This window comes from Streptomyces sp. NPDC051563 (assembly GCF_044454225.1).
Lineage (GTDB): Bacteria > Actinomycetota > Actinomycetes > Streptomycetales > Streptomycetaceae > Streptomyces.
In genome coordinates, this window is record NZ_JBITDL010000010.1 from 126533 (window position 1) to 148989 (window position 22457).

The 22457-nt window shown below is 72.3% G+C and carries 18 protein-coding genes and 1 pseudogene; 5 read left to right on the top strand and 14 right to left on the bottom strand.

Annotated features, from left to right (window positions below; translation table 11 throughout):
* Positions 1 to 37 precede the first annotated feature (37 nt).
* The gene (locus ACIA8F_RS14200; RefSeq protein ID WP_399378616.1) at positions 38 to 505 is read left to right on the top strand and encodes an SsgA family sporulation/cell division regulator; all 468 of its coding nucleotides are present in this window, start codon (positions 38 to 40) and stop codon (positions 503 to 505) included.
* A 107-nt stretch (positions 506 to 612) separates the two neighbouring features.
* On the opposite strand, the gene ACIA8F_RS14205 is transcribed toward ACIA8F_RS14200, so the two are convergent.
* Positions 613 to 2820, bottom strand: a complete 2208-nt coding sequence (locus ACIA8F_RS14205) for an MMPL family transporter (protein WP_399378618.1) — start codon at positions 2818 to 2820, stop codon at positions 613 to 615.
* Positions 2821 to 2982: 162 nt separating this feature from the next.
* Positions 2983 to 3573 carry a TetR/AcrR family transcriptional regulator gene (locus ACIA8F_RS14210; protein ID WP_399378619.1) on the bottom strand — a complete coding sequence of 197 codons (591 nt, stop codon included), beginning with the start codon at positions 3571 to 3573 and terminating at the stop codon, positions 2983 to 2985.
* Between the two features lie 209 nt (positions 3574 to 3782).
* Between ACIA8F_RS14210 and ACIA8F_RS14215 the strand changes: the two genes are divergently transcribed.
* Positions 3783 to 7091: a S41 family peptidase gene (locus tag ACIA8F_RS14215; RefSeq protein ID WP_399378620.1), complete on the top strand. Its 3309-nt coding sequence runs from the start codon at positions 3783 to 3785 to the stop codon at positions 7089 to 7091.
* An 89-nt stretch (positions 7092 to 7180) separates the two neighbouring features.
* On the opposite strand, the gene ACIA8F_RS14220 is transcribed toward ACIA8F_RS14215, so the two are convergent.
* The 4 genes from ACIA8F_RS14220 to ACIA8F_RS14235 form a co-directional block, all read right to left on the bottom strand.
* Positions 7181 to 7339, bottom strand: a complete 159-nt coding sequence (locus ACIA8F_RS14220; RefSeq protein ID WP_383952762.1) for a hypothetical protein — start codon at positions 7337 to 7339, stop codon at positions 7181 to 7183.
* Between the two features lie 78 nt (positions 7340 to 7417).
* Positions 7418 to 8302, bottom strand: coding sequence for an SDR family oxidoreductase (locus ACIA8F_RS14225; RefSeq protein WP_399378622.1), 885 nt, complete (start codon positions 8300 to 8302; stop codon positions 7418 to 7420).
* Complete coding sequence (locus ACIA8F_RS14230) at positions 8299 to 9264, bottom strand: alpha/beta fold hydrolase (protein WP_399378623.1); 966 nt, start codon at positions 9262 to 9264, stop codon at positions 8299 to 8301. Before ACIA8F_RS14230 ends, ACIA8F_RS14225 begins: the two co-directional genes overlap by 4 nt.
* A complete protein-coding gene (locus ACIA8F_RS14235; protein WP_399378624.1) occupies positions 9261 to 10826 on the bottom strand; it encodes a flavin-containing monooxygenase in 1566 nt (521 codons plus the stop codon). Before ACIA8F_RS14235 ends, ACIA8F_RS14230 begins: the two co-directional genes overlap by 4 nt.
* Before the next feature lie 207 nt (positions 10827 to 11033).
* Here ACIA8F_RS14235 and ACIA8F_RS14240 point away from each other — a divergent pair, with 207 nt between their 5' ends.
* Positions 11034 to 11714 carry a MerR family transcriptional regulator gene (locus ACIA8F_RS14240; RefSeq protein ID WP_399378626.1) on the top strand — a complete coding sequence of 227 codons (681 nt, stop codon included), beginning with the start codon at positions 11034 to 11036 and terminating at the stop codon, positions 11712 to 11714.
* Here the strand turns inward: ACIA8F_RS14240 and ACIA8F_RS14245 are convergent.
* Positions 11696 to 12499 (bottom strand): exodeoxyribonuclease III, encoded by an 804-nt coding sequence (locus tag ACIA8F_RS14245; RefSeq protein WP_399378628.1) that lies wholly within the window; start codon positions 12497 to 12499, stop codon positions 11696 to 11698. The two genes, ACIA8F_RS14240 and ACIA8F_RS14245, sit on opposite strands and share 19 nt — an antisense overlap.
* A 38-nt stretch (positions 12500 to 12537) precedes the next feature.
* Here ACIA8F_RS14245 and ACIA8F_RS14250 point away from each other — a divergent pair, with 38 nt between their 5' ends.
* Positions 12538 to 13038 carry a GNAT family N-acetyltransferase gene (locus ACIA8F_RS14250; protein WP_399378629.1) on the top strand — a complete coding sequence of 167 codons (501 nt, stop codon included), beginning with the start codon at positions 12538 to 12540 and terminating at the stop codon, positions 13036 to 13038.
* A 67-nt stretch (positions 13039 to 13105) separates the two neighbouring features.
* Here the strand turns inward: ACIA8F_RS14250 and ACIA8F_RS14255 are convergent, their stop codons facing one another.
* The 7 genes and pseudogenes from ACIA8F_RS14255 to asnB form a co-directional block, all read right to left on the bottom strand.
* Positions 13106 to 14170 (bottom strand): CE1758 family FMN-dependent luciferase-like monooxygenase, encoded by a 1065-nt coding sequence (locus ACIA8F_RS14255; RefSeq protein WP_399378788.1) that lies wholly within the window; start codon positions 14168 to 14170, stop codon positions 13106 to 13108.
* A gap of 58 nt (positions 14171 to 14228) precedes the next feature.
* On the bottom strand, positions 14229 to 15119 hold the full coding sequence (locus tag ACIA8F_RS14260; RefSeq protein WP_399378631.1) for a shikimate dehydrogenase: 891 nt from the start codon (positions 15117 to 15119) through the stop codon (positions 14229 to 14231).
* On the bottom strand, positions 15119 to 15556 hold the full coding sequence (aroQ, locus tag ACIA8F_RS14265) for a type II 3-dehydroquinate dehydratase (protein WP_399378790.1): 438 nt from the start codon (positions 15554 to 15556) through the stop codon (positions 15119 to 15121). The genes ACIA8F_RS14260 and aroQ overlap by 1 nt, the downstream gene beginning before the upstream one ends.
* Before the next feature lie 66 nt (positions 15557 to 15622).
* Positions 15623 to 16744, bottom strand: a pseudogene (aroB, locus tag ACIA8F_RS14270) (3-dehydroquinate synthase); the annotation flags it as partial.
* Positions 16741 to 17925: a chorismate synthase gene (gene aroC / locus ACIA8F_RS14275; RefSeq protein ID WP_399378792.1), complete on the bottom strand. Its 1185-nt coding sequence runs from the start codon at positions 17923 to 17925 to the stop codon at positions 16741 to 16743. The gene aroC and the pseudogene aroB, both read right to left, overlap by 4 nt.
* Positions 17926 to 18005: 80 nt before the next feature.
* Complete coding sequence (locus ACIA8F_RS14280) at positions 18006 to 18719, bottom strand: SDR family oxidoreductase (protein WP_399378633.1); 714 nt, start codon at positions 18717 to 18719, stop codon at positions 18006 to 18008.
* A gap of 102 nt (positions 18720 to 18821) precedes the next feature.
* Positions 18822 to 20675, bottom strand: a complete 1854-nt coding sequence (asnB, locus tag ACIA8F_RS14285) for an asparagine synthase (glutamine-hydrolyzing) (protein WP_399378634.1) — start codon at positions 20673 to 20675, stop codon at positions 18822 to 18824.
* Positions 20676 to 20953: 278 nt separating this feature from the next.
* Here asnB and ACIA8F_RS14290 point away from each other — a divergent pair, with 278 nt between their 5' ends.
* Entirely contained in the window at positions 20954 to 22450 is a 1497-nt protein-coding gene (locus tag ACIA8F_RS14290) for an FAD-dependent monooxygenase (protein WP_399378636.1), read from the top strand.
* The last annotated feature ends 7 nt before the right edge of the window (positions 22451 to 22457 follow it).

Genomic DNA, 22457 nt, shown 5'->3' on the forward strand with positions numbered 1-22457 from the left:
TACGGACGCAAATGTTCCGATTCGAGGAGTCTTGTCGATGTCAGCCGCCGCCGAGAATCCATCCGCAGGTGCCACCGCGACCCGGGCCGCGACCGCCACGGCCCCGCTCGTCGAGCCTCCCCCCGCCGAGTCCTCTTCCGCCGGGGCCCCCCTCGTCGAGGAGCGGGTGCGCGCCCGCGTCATCACCGACGATCCGCTCTACCGGGCCATCCCGGTCGCCCTGCGCTTCGTCCCCGCCGAGCCGCTGGCCGTACGGATCGTCTTCCCCGCCGACCTCTCCCCCGAGGGCACCGACAACGAGTGGGTCTTCCCCCGCGCCCTCCTGGAAGCCGGCCTCCAGGCCCCGACCGGGACCGGCGACGTCCGCGTCTGGCCCTGCGGGCGCGTCCAGGCCGTCGTCGAGTTCCACTCCCCGGAGGGGGTCGCGGTGGTCCAGTTCGACATCGCCGCCCTGCGCCGCTTCCTGCGCCGTACGAACGCGCCCGCGCCCGCGGCCACCCGTTAGGCCCAGCCGGTCCCGCCCGTTTCCCGCAGGACGCAGAACGGCCCCGCACCTTCCGGTGCGGGGCCGTTTTGCGTGCGTGCTGCCAGCCGGAGGACCCGGACGGCGGATCAGACGTTGGCCAGCTCGCGGTCCTTGTCGGGACCGGAGCCGTCCGCGGAGTCGTCGAGGTGCTTGCGCAGGCTCTCGCCCTCCACGTCCACGTTCGGCAGGATCCGGTCGAGCCACTTCGGCAGCCACCAGGCCTTGTGGCCGAGCAGCGCGAGGACGGCCGGGACGATGGTCATGCGGACGACGAAGGCGTCGAAGAAGACGGCGATGGCCAGGCCGAAGCCGATCATCTTCACCATCTGGTCGCTGGCGCCCATGAAGCCGGAGAACACCGCGATCATGATGACGGCCGCGGCCACCACCACCCGGGCGCTGTACTGGAACCCGGTGACGACGGCCTGGCCCGGCCGCTCCCCGTGGACGTACGCCTCACGCATGCGGGTGACCAGGAAGACCTCGTAGTCCATGGCCAGGCCGAAGACCACGCCGACCATGAAGATCGGCATCATCGACATGATCGGACCGGTCTGCTCCACTCCGAAGAGCGAGCCGAGCCAGCCCCACTGGAAGACCGCCACGACGGCGCCGAGGGCGGCGACCACCGAGAGCAGGAAGCCGAGGGCCGCCTTGAGCGGAACCAGGATCGAGCGGAAGACGAGCATCAGCAGCAGGAAGGCGAGGCCGACGACGAGCGCCAGGTAGGGCAGCAGCGCGTCGTTCATCTTCTGCGAGAAGTCGATGTTCATCGCGGTCGCGCCGGTGACGAACACCTTGCCGCTGTCGCTGCCCTCGCGGATCTCGTGGACCAGGTTCTCGGTCTCCACGGAGGACGGCCGGTCCTTCGGGATCACCGAGATGACGGCGGCGTCCTTGGCCTCGTTCTGGGTGGCCGGCATGACCGCGGCCACGCCGTCCAGGCCCTTGATCCGGTCGACCGTCGCGTCGGCGAGCGCCTTGTCCCCGTTCACGACGACCATCAGCGGGCCGTTGAAGCCGGGGCCGAAGCCGTCGGAGAGCAGGTCGTACGCCTGGCGCTGGGTGGTGGACACCGGCTGGGCGCCGTCGTCCGGCAGGCCCATCTCCAGCTTGCTCGCCGGGACGGCGACGATGCCGAGGCCGATCACGCCCGCGAGCAGCACCATGACGGGGCGGCGCAGGATGAAGCGGGCCCAGCGGGTGCCGCCGTTGGGCTTGGCCTCCGTGCCTTCGGCGGCGGGCTTGCCCTTGCCGAGGAAGCGGGACTTGGTGCCGGCGGGCAGCACCTTCTTGCCGGCGAATCCGAGCATGGCCGGGACCAGCGTCAGGGCGACGAGGACGGCGATGACCACGGTGCCGGCGGCGGCGAAGCCCATCTTGCTGAGCATCGGGATGTTGACGACGGCCAGGCCCACGAGGGCGATGACCACGGTCAGACCGGCGAAGACGACGGCGGAACCGGCGGTTCCGACGGCCCGGCCCGCGGCCTCGTCGCGCTCGCGGCCCTCGGCGAGCTCCGCGCGGTAGCGGGAGACGATGAAGAGGGCGTAGTCGATGCCGACGGCGAGGCCGATCATCATCGCGAGGGTGGAGGTGGTGGAGCCGAGGTCCAGCACGTTGGCGAGCGCGGTGATGGAGGAGATGCCGATGCCCACGCCGATGAGGGCGGTCAGCAGCGGCAGGCCCGCGGCGATGAGCGAGCCGAAGGTGATGACGAGGACGATCGCCGCGATCGCGATGCCGATGATCTCGCCGGAGCCCGTCTCGGGGGCGGCCATCAGGGCGTCGCCGCCGATCTGGACGTTCAGCCCGTCGGCCTTGGCGGCCGTGGTGGACTCGGTGAGGGCCTCGCGGGTGGCGTCCGTCAGCTCCATGCCGCTGACCTTGTACTTGACGCTCACGTAGGCGGTGGAGCCGTCCTGGCTGACGGCCTTGGCCTCGTACGGGCTGGTGACCGAGGAGATCTGGTCCTTGCCCGGACCGTCCTTCAGCTCGCTGACGATCTTCTCGACCTGCGGCTTGACGGCCTCGGAGTCGACCTTCTCGCCGGCCGGGGCCTTGATCACGATGCGGGCGGTGGCGCCGTCGGCGGCCATGCCCGGGAAGCGCTGGTCCAGCAGATCGAAGGCCCGCTGGGCCTCCGTGCCGGGTATGGAGAACGAGCCTGAGGTGGGTGCGGAGGCCGATGCCGCGCCGAAACCGGCGACGAACAGCAGCGCCACCCAGACGAGGGCGACGAATCGGCGGCGCCGGAAGGCACCCCTGCCGAGTCGGTAAAGGAAGGTGGCCACGTCGGTGGTTCTCCCGTTCGGGTCGTGGGATGGGTCAGGGCATGAAATGCCGTTCCGACGACGAGAGCGGCGTGTCAGGGCAGGCAGGAATACGGGCGCGGGGACGGCGCGGGCGGGCGGCTGCGCGGGTGAGCAGCCGGGCGGGTGTGCGGCCGGGCGGGATCAGACGCCGAGGGCGGGGAAGACCACGGCATCGATGAAGTCGCCCAGGAAGGCCCGGTCGACGGACCGGTCCTCGATGAGCGGCAGGGCGATGAACGCCCCGATGAGCATGTGCGGAACGAAGGCCAGGGCCGGACAGTCCGGGGCGATCTCGCCCCGGGTGACCGCTCTGTGCAGCATCTCCTGCAGACCGTTGAGCTCCGGATCGACCAGCAGGTCCCGTAGCGCCTGGTGGAGCTCGGGGCTCTCGTGCACCGCATGGGCCAGGCCCCGCATCAGCGCGGTGTCCTTCGCCATCTGGGCATCGTCGGAGTTCTCGATCATGACCCCGAAGTCCCCGCGGATGCTGCCCGTGTCGATCTCCCGGAGGGAGACCGGCTGGGTGCAGCGCAGGGCCTTCGCGACCAGCTCGGGCTTGCTCCCCCACTGGCGGTAGAGGGTGGCCTTGCTGGACTTCGTACGGGCGGCGACCGCGTCCATGGTGAGCGCCTCGTAGCCGACCTCACGGAGGAGGTCGAGGACCGCTCCGTGCAGTTCGGCTTCCCGTTCGGGGGTGATCCGGCTGCGACGCGACATGACCTCTTCGACCATCCCGGCGTCTCCTCCCGACCTTGCCCAACCGAACGAAACCGTTTCGTACGGATAGACCATACCCCGGCCCCCAGCGAAACGAAACCGTTCCGTTTCGCTTGGGGCGTGGTATCGGTCACGTCCCCGCCGCCGTACGCCGCCCCCGCGGGAAGCCGCATGGATCACCTGTACGAGTTGCCAGCCCCCCTCCGCGCGGAAAGCATTGGGGGGTGAGTCACGACGCGGCGTACCTCCGGTTCCCCCATCTCCACGACGATCTGCTGTGCTTCGCCACCGAGGACGACCTCTGGGTGGCACCCCTGGTTCCTCCCGGAGAGCCCGCGGGCCGGGCCTGGCGGATCACCGTCGACCGGACCCGGGTGGGCCACCCCCGGTTCTCCCCCGACGGCAAGCACATCGCCTTCACCACCTGGCGCAGCCTCGACCCCGAGATCCACCTCGCCCCCGTCTCGGGCGGCCCGGCCCGCCGGCTCAGCTACTGGGGCGCCACCGACACCCGGGTCTGCGGCTGGACCCCGCCCGACAAGGACGGCCGCAGCGACATCCTGGCCGTCTCCTCGCACGGCCAGCCCTTCTCCTACTTCGCCTGGGCGTACACCCTCCCCACCGACGGCAGCCCCGGCGGCCGGCTCCCCTGGGGGCCCGTCTCCGACATCGCCGTCCACGACGAGGCCTCCGGCCCCGACGGAGACGGCGAGGAGCCGGCCGAGCGCCGCACCCTGCTGCTGACCGGCAAGCCCCCGCACGAGCCCGCCGCGTGGAAGCGCTACCGCGGCGGCGCCACCGGCCGGCTGTGGCTGCACGGCGAGCGGCTGCTGGAGGGCATCGAGGGCCACCTGGACTCACCGATGTTCGTGGACGGCCGGATCGCCTTCCTCTCCGACCACGAGGGCATCGGCAACGTCTACTCCTGCCTGCCCGACGGCACGGACCTGCGCCGGCACACCGATCACGAGGAGTTCTACGCCCGGCACGCCTCCAGCGACGGCTCCCGGATCGTCTACCAGTGCGCCGGCGACCTGTGGATCGTGGAGTCGCTGGCCCCCGGCGCCGCCCCGCGCAAGCTGGAGGTCCGCCTCGGCGGGCCCCGGGCGGGCCGCCGCAGCTACCAGGTCCCGGCCGCCAGCCACGTCGACTCCCTCTCCGTCGACACCACCGGGCGGGCCAGCGCCGTCGTCGTGCGCGGCAGCCTGTACTGGCTCACGCACCGCGACGGACCCGCCCGCACCATCGCCGACACCCCGGGCGTACGGGTCCGGCTGCCCGAGATGCTCGGCAGCGGCGGGCAGGTGGCGTACGTGACCGACGCGGAGGGCGAGGACGCGATCGAGATCGCCTACCTGCCCCGGGCCTCGGGCGACCGCGCGCCGCGCCGGCTCGCCTCGGGCGCGGTGGGCCGCGTACTGGAGCTGCTCTCCGATCCGGACGGGGAGCGGCTCGCCATCGCCTCCAACGACGGGCGGCTGCTCCTCATCGACGCCACCGAGGAGTCCAACGGGGAGGCCAGCGAGCTGATCCGGTCCGACAACGGGCCCGTCACCGACCTCGCCTTCTCCCCCGACGGCTGCTGGCTGACCTGGTCGCACCCGGGCATCGGCCGCTCGCTGCGCCAGATCAAGATGGCCCGGATCTCCGGGCCCGGCGCCCACACGGTCATCGACGTCACCAACGGCCGCTTCGAGGACGAGAGCCCGGTCTTCACCCGGGACGGCCGCTACCTCGCCTTCCTGTCCTGGCGCGGCTTCGACCCCGTCTACGACGTCCACACCGGCGACCTGTCCTTCCCGCTGGGCTGCCGCCCGTACCTGGTGCCGCTGTCCTCGGCCACCCCCTCCCCCTTCGCCTTCTCCCCCGACGGCCGCCCCGCGGCGGGCGGACTCGACCCGGTCGAGGGGGACTCGGATTCCGGCGACGGCGCGGTCACCGTCGAGGTGGAGGGCCTGGAGAGCCGGGTGACGCCCTTCCCGGTGTCGGCCTCCAAGTACTCGGCCCTGTACCCGGTGAGCGGCGGCGGGCTGGTGTGGCTGCGCTGGCCCATCTCGGGCGCGCTCGGCGAGACCTTCGCCAACCCGGCCGACACCAGCGGCAAGCCCACGCTCGAGTACTTCGACCTCACCAAGGCCCGCAAGACGGAGTTGGCCGCCGGGCTCGACTGGTTCGCGGTCAGCGGCGACGGCTCCCGGCTCGTGGTCAACGACGACGGCGACCTGCGCGCCGTCCCGGCGACCGAGTCCGGCGACACCGACTCCACCGTCTACCTGGACCTGCGGCGCATCCTGCACGAGGTGGACCCGGCGGCCGAGTGGCGCCAGGCCTTCGAGGAGGCGGGGCGGCTCATCCGCGCCTACTTCTGGGAGCCGGAGATGTGCGGCATCGACTGGGACGGGGTGCTGCGCCAGTACCGGCCGCTGGTCGAACGGGTCGCCTCCCCCGACGAGTTCGCCGACCTGATGCGCGAGGTCCTCGGCGAGCTCGGCACCTCGCACGCCTACGTCTCCCCGGCCCGCCGCAACGAAGGCCCCCCGCACTACCAGCGGGCCATCGGCCTGCTCGGCGCCAACCTCTTCCCCCGCGACGGGGAGTGGGTCGTCGGCCGGATCCTGCCCGGCGAGTCCTCCGACTCCAAGGCCCGCTCCCCGCTCGCGGGCACCGGCATCCGCGAGGGCGCGGTCCTCACCCACGTCGACGGCCGGCCGGTGGACCCGGTCGCCGGACCGTACCCGCTGCTGTCGGCGGCGGGCGGCACCACCGTGGAGCTCACCTTCGAGCCGGCCGAGGGACAGGGCCGCTCCCGCAGGGTCGCGGTGGTCCCGCTGATCGACGAGCGGCCGCTGCGCTACCAGGACTGGGTGGCCAAACGCCGCGCGGTGGTCCGCGAGATCAGCGACGGCACGTGCGGCTACCTGCACATCCCCGACATGGGCGGTTCGGGCTGGGCGCAGTTCAACCGCGACCTGCGCGCCGAGATGTCCAAGCCGGCCCTGCTCGTGGACGTGCGCGGCAACGCCGGCGGGCACATCAGCGAGCTGGTGGTGGAGAAGCTGACCCGCTCGATCCTCGGCTGGGACCTGACCCGCAACGCACAGCCCGTCTCCTACGCCTCCAACGCACCCCGGGGCCCGATCGTGGCCCTGGCCGACGAGGCGACCTCCTCGGACGGGGACATGATCACGGCCGCCTTCAAGCTGCTGGGGCTCGGCCCGGTCGTCGGCCAGCGCACCTGGGGCGGGGTGGTCGGCATGACCGGCCGGCACACCCTCGGCGACGGCACGGTGATCACGGTCCCGATGAACGCGGCCTGGTTCCCCGAGTACGGCTGGTCCGTGGAGAACCACGGCGTGGAGCCCGACCTGCCGATCCTGCGCACCCCCCTCGACTGGGCGGAGGGGCGGCACGCCCAGCTCGACGACGCCGTGCACCTGGCGCTGGAGCTGCTGGAACAGGACCCGGCCGCGGTGCCGCCCGGCTACACGGACGTACCGGACCGGCGCCGGCCGAAGCTGCCGCCGCGGGAGTGAACGCGCGGGGCGGGCGACCGTAGGGCATGCAAGAGGGGTGCGACCCGGGACGGCGGGTCGCACCCCTCGGTGCGTGTTACGGGGTACCGCTACTTGTCGAAATTCTCGTCGAAAGCGTCGCGGGCCCTGTCCTTGGCCTGGTCAGCCGCCTGCGAGGCGCGCTCGGACGCCTCCTCCTGCTGACCGGAGGCCTTCGCCCGCTCCGCGAGTTCCTTCGCCTTGTCCTGGAACTGGTCCCTGATGCCCATGTGTCCTCACTCCTGTAGCGGCGTTCGGTAAGGGGAACGCGACCAGTCTCGCCCAGGTGGACATTCATCGCATTCCGGTCAGCGACTCTGGCTGCGCTCCTGCTCGTCCGCGGCCCCGCCGGCCCCCACAAGCCCCTTGGAGACACTGGCCAGTCGCGGTTCGAACCGCTTCATCTCGCGCTGTCCGACTGCCGAGATGATCCCGGGCAGGTATCCGCGGAAGCCCTGCATGCCCCGCAGCCACCACTGTGCGTACACGTGCGAGGAGCGCCGCTCGATGCCCGCCACGATCCGGTCGACGGCCGGCCCCAGCGGGTACGTCCGGTTCGACGGCCAGGGCAGCCGCTGGCGCAGTTCGCGCATGACCTCGTCCTGGTCGGCGCCGCGCACCATGTCGGTGTCGGTCCAGGACAGGTAGCCGACGCCCACCTTGACCCCCTTGTAGCCGACCTCGGCGCTCAGGCAGTGCGCGAAGGCCTCGACCCCGGACTTGGAGGCGCAGTAGGCGGTCATCATCGGCGCCGGGGTGATCGCCGCGAGGGAGGCGATCTGCAGGAAGTAGCCGCGGCTCTCCGTCAGGACCGGCAGGAAGGCCCGGGCGGTGACGGCGCCGCCGATGAGGTTGACCTCGATGACCCGGCGCCAGGCGTCGGGGTCGGAGTCGGCGAAGGGCCCGCCGGAGGCGACACCGGCGTTGGCGACGACGATGTCCACCTTGCCGAAGCGCTGCTTGACCTCCTGCGCGACCCGGGCCATCGCCTCGTGGTCGGTGACGTCGGCGTACCAGTGGTCGCTGTCGGTGTGCAGCCGCTCCGAGACCTCCTTGAGCGCGTCGGGCTCCAGCCCCACGAGGGCCACCTTCGCGCCGCGGGCGGACAGTTTGCGGGCGAGCAGTTCGCCGACCCCGCGCGCGGCCCCCGTGACGACGGCGACCTGGCCTTCCAGACTCCGGCGAGCGCTCACAGGGTCTTCTCCTTTGCGGGTTCGTTGACGTGTGCGGGTTCGTTGACGTGGGACCGGCCGACGTACGCCGCGGCGAGCTCGCGCAGGGCGGCGGTGACGGCTTCCGGGGCCTCGATCGGGCTCATGTGGCCCACCCCGGTCAGTTCGGTGAGGCCGACGCAGTTCGGCAGCGCGGCCGCCAGCCCCCGGGCGTGCACGATCGGCGTCAGCCGGTCGCTCTTGCCGCCGAGGACGGCGGTGGGCACGATCAGCGCGGCCAGCTGCGCATCCAGGTCCAGGGAGGCCAGCACCCCGGACCAGGCGTGCCGCACCGGCGTGGGGCAGGCGTGCACGATCCGCGCGCAGGCCTCGACCTTGTCGGGCGCGGAGCCGGGGCCCATCGTGGCGTACTTCAGCACCTTGCGGGCGACGGGCGTGACGGGCCCGAGCGGGGCCCGGGAACCCAGGACCGCCCCGGTGACGCGGGTCCGCGCGCGGCCGGCGCGCCACGGCAGCACCTGCGACTCCTCCACCAGCCGGCCGCTGCCGGTGCTGCACAGCAGCGCGGCCGCGGCGTGCTCGGCGAACTCCGGCCGGGCGGCGGCGGCCATGACCGTCATCCCGCCCATGGAGTGGCCCGCGACGACCGCCTTCTCGCCGGGGGCGAGGGTGGCCCCCAGCACCGCGACCAGGTCGTCGGCGAGGGCGGCGGTGCCGTAGCCGGAGACGGCGCCGGCCGGGCTGCGGCCGTGGCCCCGCTGGTCGTAGACGACGACCCGGTGCCCGGTGGACAGGGCCCGCACCTGCGCGGCCCAGAAGGCGGTGGAACAGGTCCAGCCGTGCGCGAGCACGACGGCCGGGGCTCCGTCCTCGCCGTGCACCTCGACGTGCAGGCGCGCACCGTCGGCGGAGGTGGCGACCAGCTCCCGGCGGGCGGCCGGCGGGGCGTACGGCCCGGCGGTGACGTGCATCAGGCGGCTCACGCGGCCCCCTCCTGCACCGCTTCGGCCCCGCCGGCCGACGGGACCCGCTCGCGCTCGCGGCCCCGTACGACCTCGTACTCGCCCAGGTCCACGCCCAGGGTCTCCTTGCGGAACTCCCCGGTGGTGCCCGGCCAGACCGTGGTGTTGCGGCCCTGCGCGTCCAGGTACCAGCTGGTGCAGCCGCCGGTGTTCCACACCGTGCGCTCCATCCGGGTCTGCACCTGCCGGTTCCAGGCGTTGACCGCGGAGGGCCGGGCGGCGAGGGCGACCTTCCCGCCCAGGACGCCGAGCTGGCGCATGTAGTCCGCCATGTAGTTCAGCTGCGACTCGATCATCAGGATCATCGAGCTGTTCCCGAGACCGGTGTTCGGCCCGATGATCGTCATCCAGTTCGGGAAGCCCGCCGCGGTGGCCCCGCGCAGCGACTGCATCCCGTCCTTCCAGACCTCGGCCAGGGTCTTGCCGTCCACGCCCACCACCCGGTCGGCGATCGGCATGTCCGTGACGTGGAAGCCGGTGCCGAAGACGATCGCGTCGACCTCGGTCTCGGTCCCGTCGGCCGCGACCAGCACCGAACCGCGGATCTCCTTCAGACCGGAGGCCACGAGGTCCACGTTGGGCCGGGCGAGCGCCGGGTAGTACTCGCTCGACAGCAGGATCCGCTTGCAGCCGATGCGGTACGAGGGCGTCAGCTTGGCCCGCAGCTCCGGGTCCTTGATCGAGCGCGCCATGTTCGCCTTGGCGAGGGACTCGATCAGCCCGAGCTGGTTGGGCCGCTTGGTGAAGGCGCTGACCTGGAGCTCCCGGATCCCCCACAGCAGCCCGCGGCGGGCCGCCCGGGTGAAGGGGAGCTGGCGGTGCAGCCAGCGCTCCACCGAGGTGATCGCCCGGTCGGTGCGCGGCATCACCCACGGCGGGGTGCGCTGGAAGAGGGTGAGCCGCTCCACCTCGGGGGCGATGGCGGGCACGATCTGGATGGCGGAGGCGCCCGTACCGATCATGGCCACGCGCTTGCCGCGCAGGTCGTAGTCGTGGTCCCAGCGGGCCGAGTGGAAGACCTTGCCGGGGAAGCCGGCGAGTCCGGGCACCTCCGGCATCTTCGGGTCCGACAGCGGCCCGGTGGCGGAGACGACCACGTCGGCGGTGAGGTCCCCGCCCGCGGTCTCTATCTCCCAGCGCATCGCGTCGGCGTCCCACCGCATCATGCGGACCTCGTGGTTCAGCCGGATGTGGCGGCGCAGCCCGAAGGTGTCGGCCACGTGCTCCAGGTACTCCCTGATCGCGGGCTGGCCGGAGAAGGTGCGGGGCCAGTCGGGATTGGGAGCGAAGGAGAACGAATAGAGGTGGGAGGGCACGTCGCAGGCGCACCCCGGATAGCTGTTGTCCCGCCAGGTGCCGCCGACGGAGTCCGCGCGCTCCAGGACGACGAAGTCCGTGATCCCCTCGCGCCGCAGCCGCACCGCGGCGCCCAGCCCGCCGAACCCGGATCCGATCACCGCCACGCGTACGTGTTCGCGGCCCTGCTCTCGTTCCTGCCCGCGCCCGTCCATGCCACCGCCCATGCCAGCCACCTTCGGATGCCGATGCCAACGCCCACTCGATGCTGCCAGCAATCACTGGCACAATCGGGAGAGTAGAGCAGCCCCGTACTCATGGGTAGGGGTCGCGCCGGGAAAGTTACCGGGAGTACGCCCTAGGCTGCCGACGTGCCGCACAATGCGACGCAGGAAGCGGCGCCACCCACCTCAGCGACAGAAGCAAGGACCACAGTGCGCGAATACCGCACGGAAGAGCTGGCCGAGGCCGCCGGCATACCCGTACGCACCCTGCGCTTCTACCGTGAGCGCAAGCTCCTGCCGCCGCCGCGCCGCGAGGGCCGCATCGCCTGGTACGACGACGACCACCTGGCCCGGCTGCGCACCATCGCCGCCCTGCTGGAGCGCGGCCACACCCTCGGCGGGATAGCCGAGCTGACCGTGGCCTTCGAAAACGGCCGCGACGTGGGCCAGCTGGGTGAGCTGCTCGGCATCGGCTGGTCCGAGGAGACCCCGGTGCGCCTGACGCCCGAGGCCCTCGCCGACTACTTCGAGGGGGAGGTCACCCCGGAGAACCTGGCGGCCTCGCTCGACCTCGGCTACCTCGCCACCGACGGCGAGGAGATCGTCCACGTCAGCCGCCGGCTGCTGGACGTCTCCTCGGCCCTGGTCCGCGAGGGGGTGCCGCTCTCGGCCGTCCTGGAGGCGGGCCGCCGGGTGCGCGAGCACGCGGATGCGATGGCGGTCCTGTTCGCGGACCTGATCTCCACCCACATCTCGCAGGAGGCCGTCCCGCGGCTGCGCCCCCTGGCCAAGAGCGTGGTCGAGGCGGAACTCACGATGGCCATGGACCGCCTGCGCCCGCCCGCCCCGGGCCCCTCCGGGCCCCCGTCCCCTCAGACGCCGAGCTCGTAGACCACGGTCACGGGCGCGTGGTCGGACCAGCGCTCGGGGTGCGTCCCGGCCCGCTCCACGAACGCCTTGACGGCCTTGGCCGCCAGCCCCGGCGTCGCCACCTGCAGGTCGATCCGCCAGCCGGCGTCGTTGTCGAAGGCCCGCCCGCGGTAGGACCACCAGGAGTACGGCCCCTCGGTGTCCGGGTGCAGGCTGCGCACCACGTCCACGTACCCGGCGGTGTCGTACACCTGGCCGAGCCACTCGCGCTCCTCCGGCAGGAAGCCGGCGTTCTTCCGGTTGGTCTTCCAGTTCTTCAGGTCGGCTTCCTGGTGGCAGATGTTCCAGTCGCCGCACACGACGACCTCCCGCCCGTCCGCCGCGGCCCGCACCTTGAGCTCCTGCAGATAGGTGAGGAACTCCCCCATGAACCGGTACTTCTCGTCCTGCTTCTCGGTCCCGGCCTCCCCGGAGGGCAGGTAGAGGCTGGCGACGGTCACACCGGGCAGGTCGACCTCCAGATACCGCCCGCTGCCGTCGAACTCCTCGCTCCCGAATCCGACCTGCACCCGCTCCGGCTCCCGCCGCGTGTACACCGCGACCCCGGCCCGCCCCTTGACGGCGGCCGGCGCGAACACGGTGTGCCACCCCTCCGGCGCCCGCACCTCCTCCGGAATCTGCCCCTCCTCGGCCCGCACTTCCTGCAGACAGACGACGTCGGCGTCCGACCCGGCCAGCCAGGGCGAAAACCCCTTCTTGGCGGCGGCGCGGATTCCATTCACATTCACGGAGGTCACAGAGAACATCCCTGCACGATAGCCGGAGCGTTCCGTAGGCTGTTCCGATGTCTCAGGAGATCCAGCTCCGCGCCGTGTCGTACGACCACCCGGACGCGGTCAAGCTCAATGACCAAGTGCAGATCGAATACCAGGAGCGCTACGAGGGCGAGGGCGACGACACCTTCCTCGACCCGGCGATGTTCGCCCCGCCGCAGGGCCTCTACCTCCTCGCCTACGACGCTTCGGGTGCCCCGGTCGCCAGCGGCGGCTGGCGCAGCCACGAGGCGAACGACGAGGGTTACTCCGACGGCGACGCCGAGCTGAAGCGCATGTACGTGATCCCGGAGGCCCGCGGCCTGGGCCTGGCCCGCCGCATCCTCGCCGCTCTGGAAGCCGACGCCCGCGCGGCCGGCCGGCTGCGGATGGCCCTGGAAACCGGCGACCAGCAGCCGGAGGCCATCGCCCTCTACCTCTCCGAGGGCTACACCCTGACGGACGCCAAGTTCGGCCACTACCGCTTCCACGACTCCAGCCGCTGCATGGCGAAGCCGCTGAACCCGGCGTAGCGCGGGCTGCCGTACGCGGAGCCCCGGGGTGCCGGGGCTCCGCGTACGGGTCACTCGGGGTCCGGCCTCATCGGGGGGCGGCCGGGTGGCGGGGGGCGTCCGGGACTCCTGGGCGGCGGACGGAGTCCATTTCCTTGCGGAGGACCGGGACCACCTCCGTGCCGAGGATCTCGATCTGCTCCAGGACGGCCGCCAGCGGCAGGCCCGCGTGGTCCACGTGGAAGAGCTGGCGGTGGTAGTCGCCGTAGATCTCGCGGAAGGCCAGCGTCTTCTCGATGGCGTGGTCCGGGCTGCCGACCGTGAGCGGGGTCGCCGAGGCCACCTCCTCCAGGGAGGGGCCGCCGCCGTAGATCGCCGAGCGGTCGAAGTACGGGCGGAAACCGCGGAAGGCGTCCTGGGAGCGCGGCTTCAGGAAGGTCTGGCCCCCCAGGCCCACGATGGCCTGTTCCGGGGTTCCGTGGCCGTGGTGGGCGTAGCGCTCCCGGTAGGACTCCACCAGCTGCTTGTAGTGGCCGGTGGGCGCGAAGATGTTGTTGGCGAAGAACCCGTCGCCGTGGAACGCGGCCAGTTCCGCGATCTCGGCCGAGCGGACCGACCCGTGCCAGACGAAGGGCGCCACCCCGTCCAGCGGGCGCGGGGTGGAGGTGAAGTGCTGGAGCGGGCCGCGGAACTGTCCCTCCCAGGTCACGCGCTCCTTCCTCCACAGGGTGTGGAGGAGTTCGTAGTTCTCCACGGCCAGCGGTATCGCCTCGCGCGGGTCCTTGCCGAACCACGGGTAGACGGCGGGCGTGTTGCCCCGGCCCAGCATCAGGTCCGTCCGGCCGTCGGCCAGGTGCTGGAGCATCGCGTAGTCCTCCGCGATCTTCACCGGGTCGTTGGTGGTGATCAGCGTGGTGGACGTGGAGAGGATCAGCCGCTGCGTGCGCGCGGCGATCCATGCGAGCAGCGTCGTCGGCGAGGAGGGGACGAACGGCGGGTTGTGGTGCTCGCCGGTGGCGAAGACGTCGAGCCCGACCTCCTCCGCCTTGACCGCCATGGCGGTGATCGCTTTGATCCGCTCGTGCTCGGTCGGCGCCCGGCCGGTGGTCGGATCGGGGGTGACGTCCCCGATCGTGAAGATCCCGAACTGCATTGCGGTCATCCGTTCTCCAAGGCGTTCGTGTGTTCCCGCGGTGCCCGGGCGGGGGCCGTCATCGCGCGACCGCCGCGGCCGCCGCGGCCGGCGCCGCCGTGCCCGCCGCACGCATCGCCGCGAGCGGGGCCCGGCCGCAGCCCGTCATCAGCTCCACCTGCCGTGCCGCCTGGTGGACCAACAGGTCGAGACCACCGAGGACCGGCCCGCCGCGCCCCGCCCAGGCCGCCGCGAGCGCCGTGGGCCACGGGTCGTACACCACGTCGAAGAGCACCCCGGGGGCCGCGGGCACGGCCCCCGCGAAGCAGTCCGCGGCGCCCTTGGGGGTGGTGGAGATGACGAGCGGGGCGGACAGGGAGCGGTCGGCGTGCTCCCAGCGCTCCGTCCGCACGTCCACGCCGAGGCGTTCGCCCCAGCCGCGCAGTTCGGCGGCGCGCCCGGGGACCCGGGCGAGGACGGTGACCGGTCCGGAGCAGATCTGCGCGAGGGCGGCGACCGCGGAGGCCGCGGTGGCGCCCGCGCCGAGCACGGTGGCGGACTCGACCCGGGTCACCCCGCGCTCGCGCAGGGCCTCGACCATGCCGGGGATGTCGGTGTTGTCACCGGTCAGCCGCCCGTCGGAGTGCCGGATCACGGTGTTGACGGCCTCCACCGAGGCGGCCCGGCCGGTGATCCCGTCCAGCAGCGGGATGACCACCCGCTTCAGCGGCATGGTCAGCGACAGGCCGGCCCACTCGGAGCCGGACCGCCCCCCGAGCCGGGCCACGAAGCACGCCAGGCCCCGCTCGTCCACCTCGAAGCGGCCGTAGGACCAGTGCTCCAGTCCGAGCGCGGCGTAGGCGGCGCCGTGCAGCAGCGGGGAGAGGGAGTGGGCGACGGGCGAACCGAGGACGGCGGCCCTGCGCCGGCCCCCGTCCGGGAACTCCCCGTCCGGGTCCAGGTCGTGCATCACGGCTCACCCGCCCCGGGGAGGCCGTGCAGGGCGTGCAGGGCGAGCCGGTAGGACCCGATGCCCAGCCCGGCGATGGTGCCGCTGGCGACGGGGGCGATCACGGAGGCGTGCCGGAACTCCTCGCGGGCCTGCGGGTTGGAGAGGTGGACCTCGATGAGCGGGGCCGTGCGCTGCGCGGCCGCGTCCCGCACCGCGTACGAGTAGTGGGTGAAGGCGGCCGGGTTCAGGACCACGGGCAGCGCGAAGTCGGCGGCCTCGTGGAGCCAGTGGACCAGTTCGCTCTCGGAGTCGGTCTGACGCACTTCCACGTCGAGCCCGAGTTCCTTGCCGAGGGTCCGGCAGGACTCCACGAGCCCGGCGTACGAGGTGGTCCCGTAGATCCCGGGCTCGCGGCAGCCGAGGCGGCCGAGGTTGGGGCCGTTGAGGACGAGCACCCGCTGGAAGGCGGAAGCGGAGGCGGAAGCGGAGGCGGAGGCGGAAGCCGCGGCCGGCGGGCGGGGCGCCGCGATCTTCGCGTGGGCGGCTTCCAGCATCTCCGGGGCCGGGTCCGCCAGTACGGCGGGGCGGCCGATGCCGTCGAGGACGATGAAGCGGAGCCGGTCGCCGCGGGACTTCTTGTCCAGCCGCATCGTGTCCAGCAGCCGGGGCCAGCGGTCGCCGCGGTAGGCGACCGGCAGGCCCACGGAGGTCAGGACGGCGCGGTGGCGCCCGGCCTCGGCCTCGGTCAGCCGCCCGGCGAGCAGGGCCAGTTCGGCCGCGTAGACCATGCCGACGGCCACGGCCTCGCCGTGCCGCCAGGTGTAGCGCTCGTTCTTCTCGATGGCGTGCGCGAGGGTGTGCCCGTAGTTGAGGAACTCCCGCGGGCCGGCCTCCTTGAGATCTCCGGCCACCACGTCGGCCTTGACCTGGATGGAGCGGCGGACCAGCTCGGCGGTGTGCGGTCCGGCGGGCGTGCGCGCCGCCTCGGGGTCCGCCTCGATCAGGTCGAGGATCTCCGGGTCGGAGATGAATCCGGCCTTGATGATCTCGGCGAGGCCGCTGATGTAGTCCGCGACGGGCAGCGAGTCGAGCGCCGCCAGGTCGCAGAGCACCCCGGCCGGCGGGTGGAAGGCGCCGACGAGGTTCTTGCCCTCGGCGGTGTTGATGCCGGTCTTGCCGCCGACGGCCGCGTCCACCATCGCCAGCAGGGTGGTCGGCACGGCGATCCAGCGCACCCCGCGCAGCCAGGAGGCCGCGACGAAGCCCGCGAGGTCGGTGGTGGCTCCGCCGCCGACCCCGATCACCACGTCGGTCCGGGTGAACCCGGCCCGGCCCAGCGCCTGCCAGCAGTCGGCAGCCACCCCGGCGGTCTTGGCCGCCTCCGCCTCCGGGACCCGGAGGGCGAGGGTCTCGTAGCCGAGTTCCCCGGCCCGGGCGCGCAGCGCCTCGGCGGTGGCGGTCAGCGCCTCGGGGTGGATCACGGCGACCCTGCGGGCGAGGGGCCCGATCAGCCGGTGCAGCCCGGCCGGACCCGCCAGGAGCCCCCGCCCGACGAGGACTTCGTACGGATCGGTGCCGGCGCTCGCGCCCACCCGGATCCGTGTCACGGGCTGCCCGGTCCCGGGCGTGCGGTGGCCGGTCACCGGATGTGCAGGTGGTCGAGGTAGGACCGGACGTTGCGGCGGGTCTCGGTGACCGAGTCGCCGCCGAACTTCTCGAGGACGGCGTCCGCGAGGACCAGCGCCACCATGGCCTCGGCGACGATGCCCGCGGCGGGCACCGCACAGACGTCGGAACGCTGATGGTGCGCGGCGGCGGCCTCGCCGGTGGCCACGTCGACCGTGGCCAGGGCGCGCGGCACCGTCGCGATGGGCTTCATCGCAGCCCGTACGCGCAGCAGTTCGCCGGTGGTGAGCCCGCCCTCGGTACCGCCGGAGCGGCCGGAGGTGCGGCGGAGGCCGGCGTCGGTGGACACGATCTCGTCGTGGGCCTTCGATCCGGGTACGCGGGCCAGGTCGAAGCCGTCGCCGACCTCGACGCCCTTGATGGCCTGGATGCCCATGAGCGCGGCCGCGAGGCGCGCGTCGAGGCGGCGGTCCCAGTGCACGTGCGAGCCGAGGCCGACGGGCACCCCGTACGCGAGGACCTCGACCACGCCGCCCAGGGTGTCGCCGTCGGTGTGGGCCTGCTCGATCTCCGCGACCATCGCCTTCGAGGCGTCGGCGTCGAGGCAGCGCACCGGGTCCGCGTCCAGGGCGGCCACGTCGGCGGGGACCGGGTGGACCCCGTACGGGGCCTTGGCGGCGCCCAGTTCCACCACGTGGGAGACGATCTCGATGCCGGCGACCTCCTTGATGAAGGAGCGGGCGATCGCGCCGAGGGCCACCCGGGCGGCGGTCTCCCGGGCGCTGGCACGCTCCAGGATCGGCCGCGCCTCGGAGAAGCCGTACTTCTGCATGCCCGCGAGGTCGGCGTGGCCGGGGCGCGGGCGGGTCAGCGCCGCGTTGCGGCCGGTCTCCTTGAGCAGCGAGGGGTCGACCGGATCGGCCGACATCACGGTCTCCCACTTGGGCCACTCGCTGTTGCCGATCATGACCGCGACGGGGGAGCCCTGGGACAGGCCGTGGCGGACTCCGCCCAGAAGGGTCACCTCGTCCTGCTCGAACTTCATCCGGGCACCGCGCCCGTGCCCGAGCCGCCGCCGGGCCAGATGTTCCGCGACCGTCGCGGTGTCGACCGGAACGCCTGCCGGAAGCCCCTCCAGGGTGGCCACCAGCGCGGGTCCGTGGGACTCGCCCGCGGTCAGCCAGCGCAGCCTGCTCAGCACTTTCGCACCTCTCCTCGTAGAAATTCCGGACTCGTGCCCCGCACCGGCGGGAAGAGACGTTCCGGCTCGCCGCGGACTCAGACCACGGTCTTCTTGTCGAGCACCATGTCGTGGCCGACGACGAAGGAGGCCTCGTCGGAACAGAGCCACACCACCGTCTCGGCGACCTCCTCGGCGGTGGCGCCGCCGGTCTCGCCGGGCTTCGCCCCGTGCGCCGGCCCCGGACTGATCGCGTTGATCCGGATGCCCTTGGCGATGTACTCGTGAGCGGCGGTACGCGTCAGCGCGCTCAGCGCCGCCTTCGAAGCGGCGTAGGCGCCCATGCCGACGAGCCGGCCGGTGGCCGCCATGTCGCAGGAGGTGTTGACGATCACCCCGGCGCCCCGCGCCTCCATGTGGGCGAGCTCGTGCTTCATCGCCATCCACACCCCGGTGAGGTTCCCGGCGAGGGTCTGCGCCCAGTCCGCCTCCTGGATGTCGGCCACGTGCCGGTTCGGTCCGGTGACGGTCGCGTTGTTGAACGCGATGTCCAGGGCCCCGTACCGCTCCACCGTCGCCGCCACCATCCGAACGGCCGCGTCGGAGCCGCCCCGCGTCAGGTCCGCCGTGACGGAGTCGGCCGCCCCGCCCGCGTCACGGATCAGCTTGACCGTGCCCGCCAGCTCGTCCGGGTCCGGTCCCGCCACCATCACGGTGGCACCCTCCCGGGCGAACGCGACGGCCGTCGCCCGGCAGACGCCGGTACCCGCTCCGGCGACCAGGACAACCCTTCCAGCGAATCGTGCGGACATCGTCCAAGCCCCTCTTCCTCTAGCCTTCTCGGTGAGTCGTGTCGATCAGTTCGTCGGCGGCACGTCCGCCCGGCCGCCGCCGGGCGGCCGGGCGGACGTCGCTCAGAGCTCGACGCGGACGTCGTACTCGGTGACCCAGGTGTTGAACTCGATGAGCCGCTCCAGCACGGCGCGGGCGCTCCACGGGCCACCGACGCCGTAGGAGCCCTCCGGCACGTCGAGGAGCTTGCGGATGTCCGCCTCGGAGACCAGCTGGAAGACCGGGGCGCCCTCGGTGAGGATCCCCTCGACCTGCTCGCGCAGGGCCAGTTCGTACTTGCGGTCCTGGGTGGAGGGGTACGGGTTCTTCTTGCGGTCGAGGACCGAGTCCGGCAGCAGGCCCCGCATGGAGGCGCGCAGCAGGCTCTTCTCGCGGCCGTCGAAGGTCTTCATCGCCCACGGGGTGTTGTAGACGTACTCGACGAGGCGGTGGTCGGTGAACGGAACGCGGACCTCGAGGCTGACCGCCATGCTGATGCGGTCCTTGCGGTCCAGCAGGAAGTTCTCCCAGCGGGTCAGGTTGAGGTAGGTGACCTCGCGCATCCGCGCCTCGAGACCGGTCTCGCCGTCCAGGCGGGGGACCTCGTCCAGGGCCTCGGTGTAGCGCTCCTTGACGTACTCGGTGAGGCCGAGCTTGTCCCACAGGCCGACCGTGCGCAGGGCGCCGATGCCGCCGGCCTGCTCGAAGGGGTGGTGCCAGGGGAAGCTGCCCGACTCGACGGCCTCCTTGTCGTGGAACCAGGTGTAGCCGCCGAAGAGCTCGTCGGCCGCCTCGCCGGAGAGCGCGACGGTCATCTGCTCCTTCAGCGCCCGGCACAGGATGAGCAGGGAGTACTCCATGTCGCCGGTGGAGACCGGCAGGTCCTGGGCGCGCAGGACGGTGCTGCGCACCTCCGGGTCGAGGATGTCCTCGTTGGAGAGCTCGACGATGATGTGCTCCGCGCCGACCAGCTCGGCGACCTCGACCGCGTACGGGGTGTCGGGGTCGGCCCACTGCACGTTGGCCTCGAAGCGCTCGTCGTGGCCGACGAAGTCCACGGAGAAGGCGCGGATGGGGTCGGTGACGCCCTGCTTGGTGAGGGCCTTGGCGGCGAGCGCGGTGACCGCGCTGGAGTCCAGGCCGCCGGAGAGCAGGGTGCCCACGGTGACGTCGGCGACGAGCTGGCGCTCCACGATGTCCTCGAGGAGGTCGCGGACGGTGCCGATCGTCGTCTCGAGGTCGTCGGTGTGCGGCTTCGCCTCGAGCTGCCAGTACCTGGTCTCGGTGCGGCCCTCGCGGGTGAAGCGCAGGATCGTGGCGGGAAGGACCTCGTGCATGCCCTTGTAGACGGCGTGCCCGGGGGTCTTGACGATGGAGAAGATCTCCTTGAGGCCGTCGGCATCGACCACGGCCTCGGCGTCGTCGTGCGCGAGGATCGCCTTCGGCTCGGAGCCGAAGAGGACCCCGTCGGCCGTCGGGTAGTAGTAGAGCGGCTTGACGCCCATCCGGTCGCGGATGAGGAGCAGTTCCTCGGTGCGCGGGTCCCAGATGGCGAAGGCGTAGATGCCGTTGAGGCGCTCCGCGAAGCCGGCGCCCCACTGCAGGTAGGAGCGCAGGACGACCTCGGTGTCGCTGGAGGTGCGGAACTCGTGGCCGAGTCCGCGCAGTTCCTCGCGCAGCTCCTGGAAGTTGTAGACCTCGCCGGTGTACGTGATCACGGGCTGCGTGTCGTCGTTCTCGGCGGCGGCCATCGGCTGCCGGCCGCCCTCGAGGTCGATGATCGCCAGTCGGCGGTGCCCGAGGATCGCTCGGGGCGAGGTCCACAGGCCACCCGCGTCCGGGCCGCGGCACTCCATGGTGCCCGTCATGGCCGACGCGATTTCGGTGTGCGCCGTCAGATCGCGCTGAAAGCTAACCCATCCGGCAAGGCCGCACATAGGTGATCGGTTCCTCTCGGTAAGCGGTGACCAGGTGACCAGGTGTCCTTGGCCGACTTCCCAGAGTGTCGGGTCCACCGAAATGCCCGGTCCACGGACGGCGGTTCACTTCGTCAGGTGACCGGGACTTCTTCAGGTCCCCGGTGGGCCGCTGCCGGAGACCAGATCTGACGAAGTGTGCTTTCCGGAATTGCCAGGGCCTCTTGACCGGTCGCATGTTTCGAGGGGCTTACGTCCTCGCGGACGGGGACAGGCCCCGAGGAAAGGATGCGTGGGCCATGGCCTTGGATATCGATGTCGTCATCGTCGGCGGAGGACCGGTGGGCATGCTGCTCGCCGGTGAACTCGCGCAGCACGGAGTGCGTACGACCGTTCTGGAGAAACTCCCGGCACCGACCGGGGAGTCCAAGGCCGGCACCCTGCACGCGCGTACCGCGCAGACCCTCGAGCGGCGCGGCCTCCTGCGGGCCGTGCAGCCGGGACCGCACGCGGCGGGACGGCGGCCCCAGCAGCGGGTGCCCTTCCACTTCGGCGGGCTGTTCGACCTGGACCTGGCTCCCGTGGTCGAGGAGTTCCCCGCCCTGGTCGGCAGTCCGCAGGCGTACGCGGAGGCCGTGTTCGCCGACCGCGCCGAGCGCCTCGGCGCCCGGGTGGAGCGGGGCCGCGAGGTCGTCGGGGTCGAGGACCTCGGCGACCGGGTGCGGGTGACGGTGGCCGAAGGCGACGGCGAGTCGGTACTGCATGCGGGGTGGGTGGTCGGCTGCGACGGCGCCCGCAGTGCGGTGCGCAAGCAGGCGGGCATCCCCTTCACCGGGTCGATGCCCACCATGTCCTGCCTGATGGGCGAGGTGGTGCTGGGCGAGCCGCACAAGGTACCGGCCGGCTGGCAGCGCACCGAGCGCGGCTGGACCATCTTCTGGGTCGATCCGTACGGTCACAGCCGGGTCGGGACGTACGACTTCCGCGGTCCGCACCCCGACCGGCACTCCCCGGTCACCCTGGCGGAACTGCGGGGGGAGGCCGAGCGGATCACGGGCGGCCGGGTGCTGATGGACTCGCCGCGGTGGCTGAGCCGGTTCAGCGATGCCGGACTGCAGGCCGAGCGGTACCGTGCCGGCCGGATACTCGTCGCGGGCGACGCCGCCCATGTCCACTTCCCGGCCGGCGGGCAGGGACTCAACACCGGCCTGCAGGACGCGGTCAACCTCGGCTGGAAGCTGGCGGCCGAGGTACGGGGGTGGGCGCCGCCCGGTCTGCTGGACACGTACGGCACCGAGCGCCATCCGGTCGCCGCCGAGGTGCAGTACAACGTCCGGGCCCAGGTGGCGCTGATGAACCCGGACCCTTCGGTGGACTCGCTGCGGCAGCTGTTCGGTGAACTGATGCGGATGGACGAGGTCAACGAGTACCTGGCGGGCCTGGTCAGCGGCACGCGCACCCACTACGACGTCGGGCTGCCGCACGACCCGGTGGCCGGACGCTTCGTCCACGACACGGTGCTCAGGACGCCGCACGGCACGGTCGCGCTGGCCTCGCTGCTCCACACCGGGCGGGGCGTCCTGCTGGACCTGGCCGGGCGGACCGACCTCTGTGACACGGCCGGTCCGTGGAAGGAGAGGGTGGACGTGGTCAGCGCGGTGCCGCAGGACGGGGAGCTGCTCGCCGAGGCCGTGCTGCTGCGTCCCGACGGGTACGCGGCCTGGAGCGCCGGGGGCGGGGCGGCGGACACCGCCGCTCTCGAACGCGCGCTGCTGCGCTGGTTCGGCACGCCGTAGGCGTCCG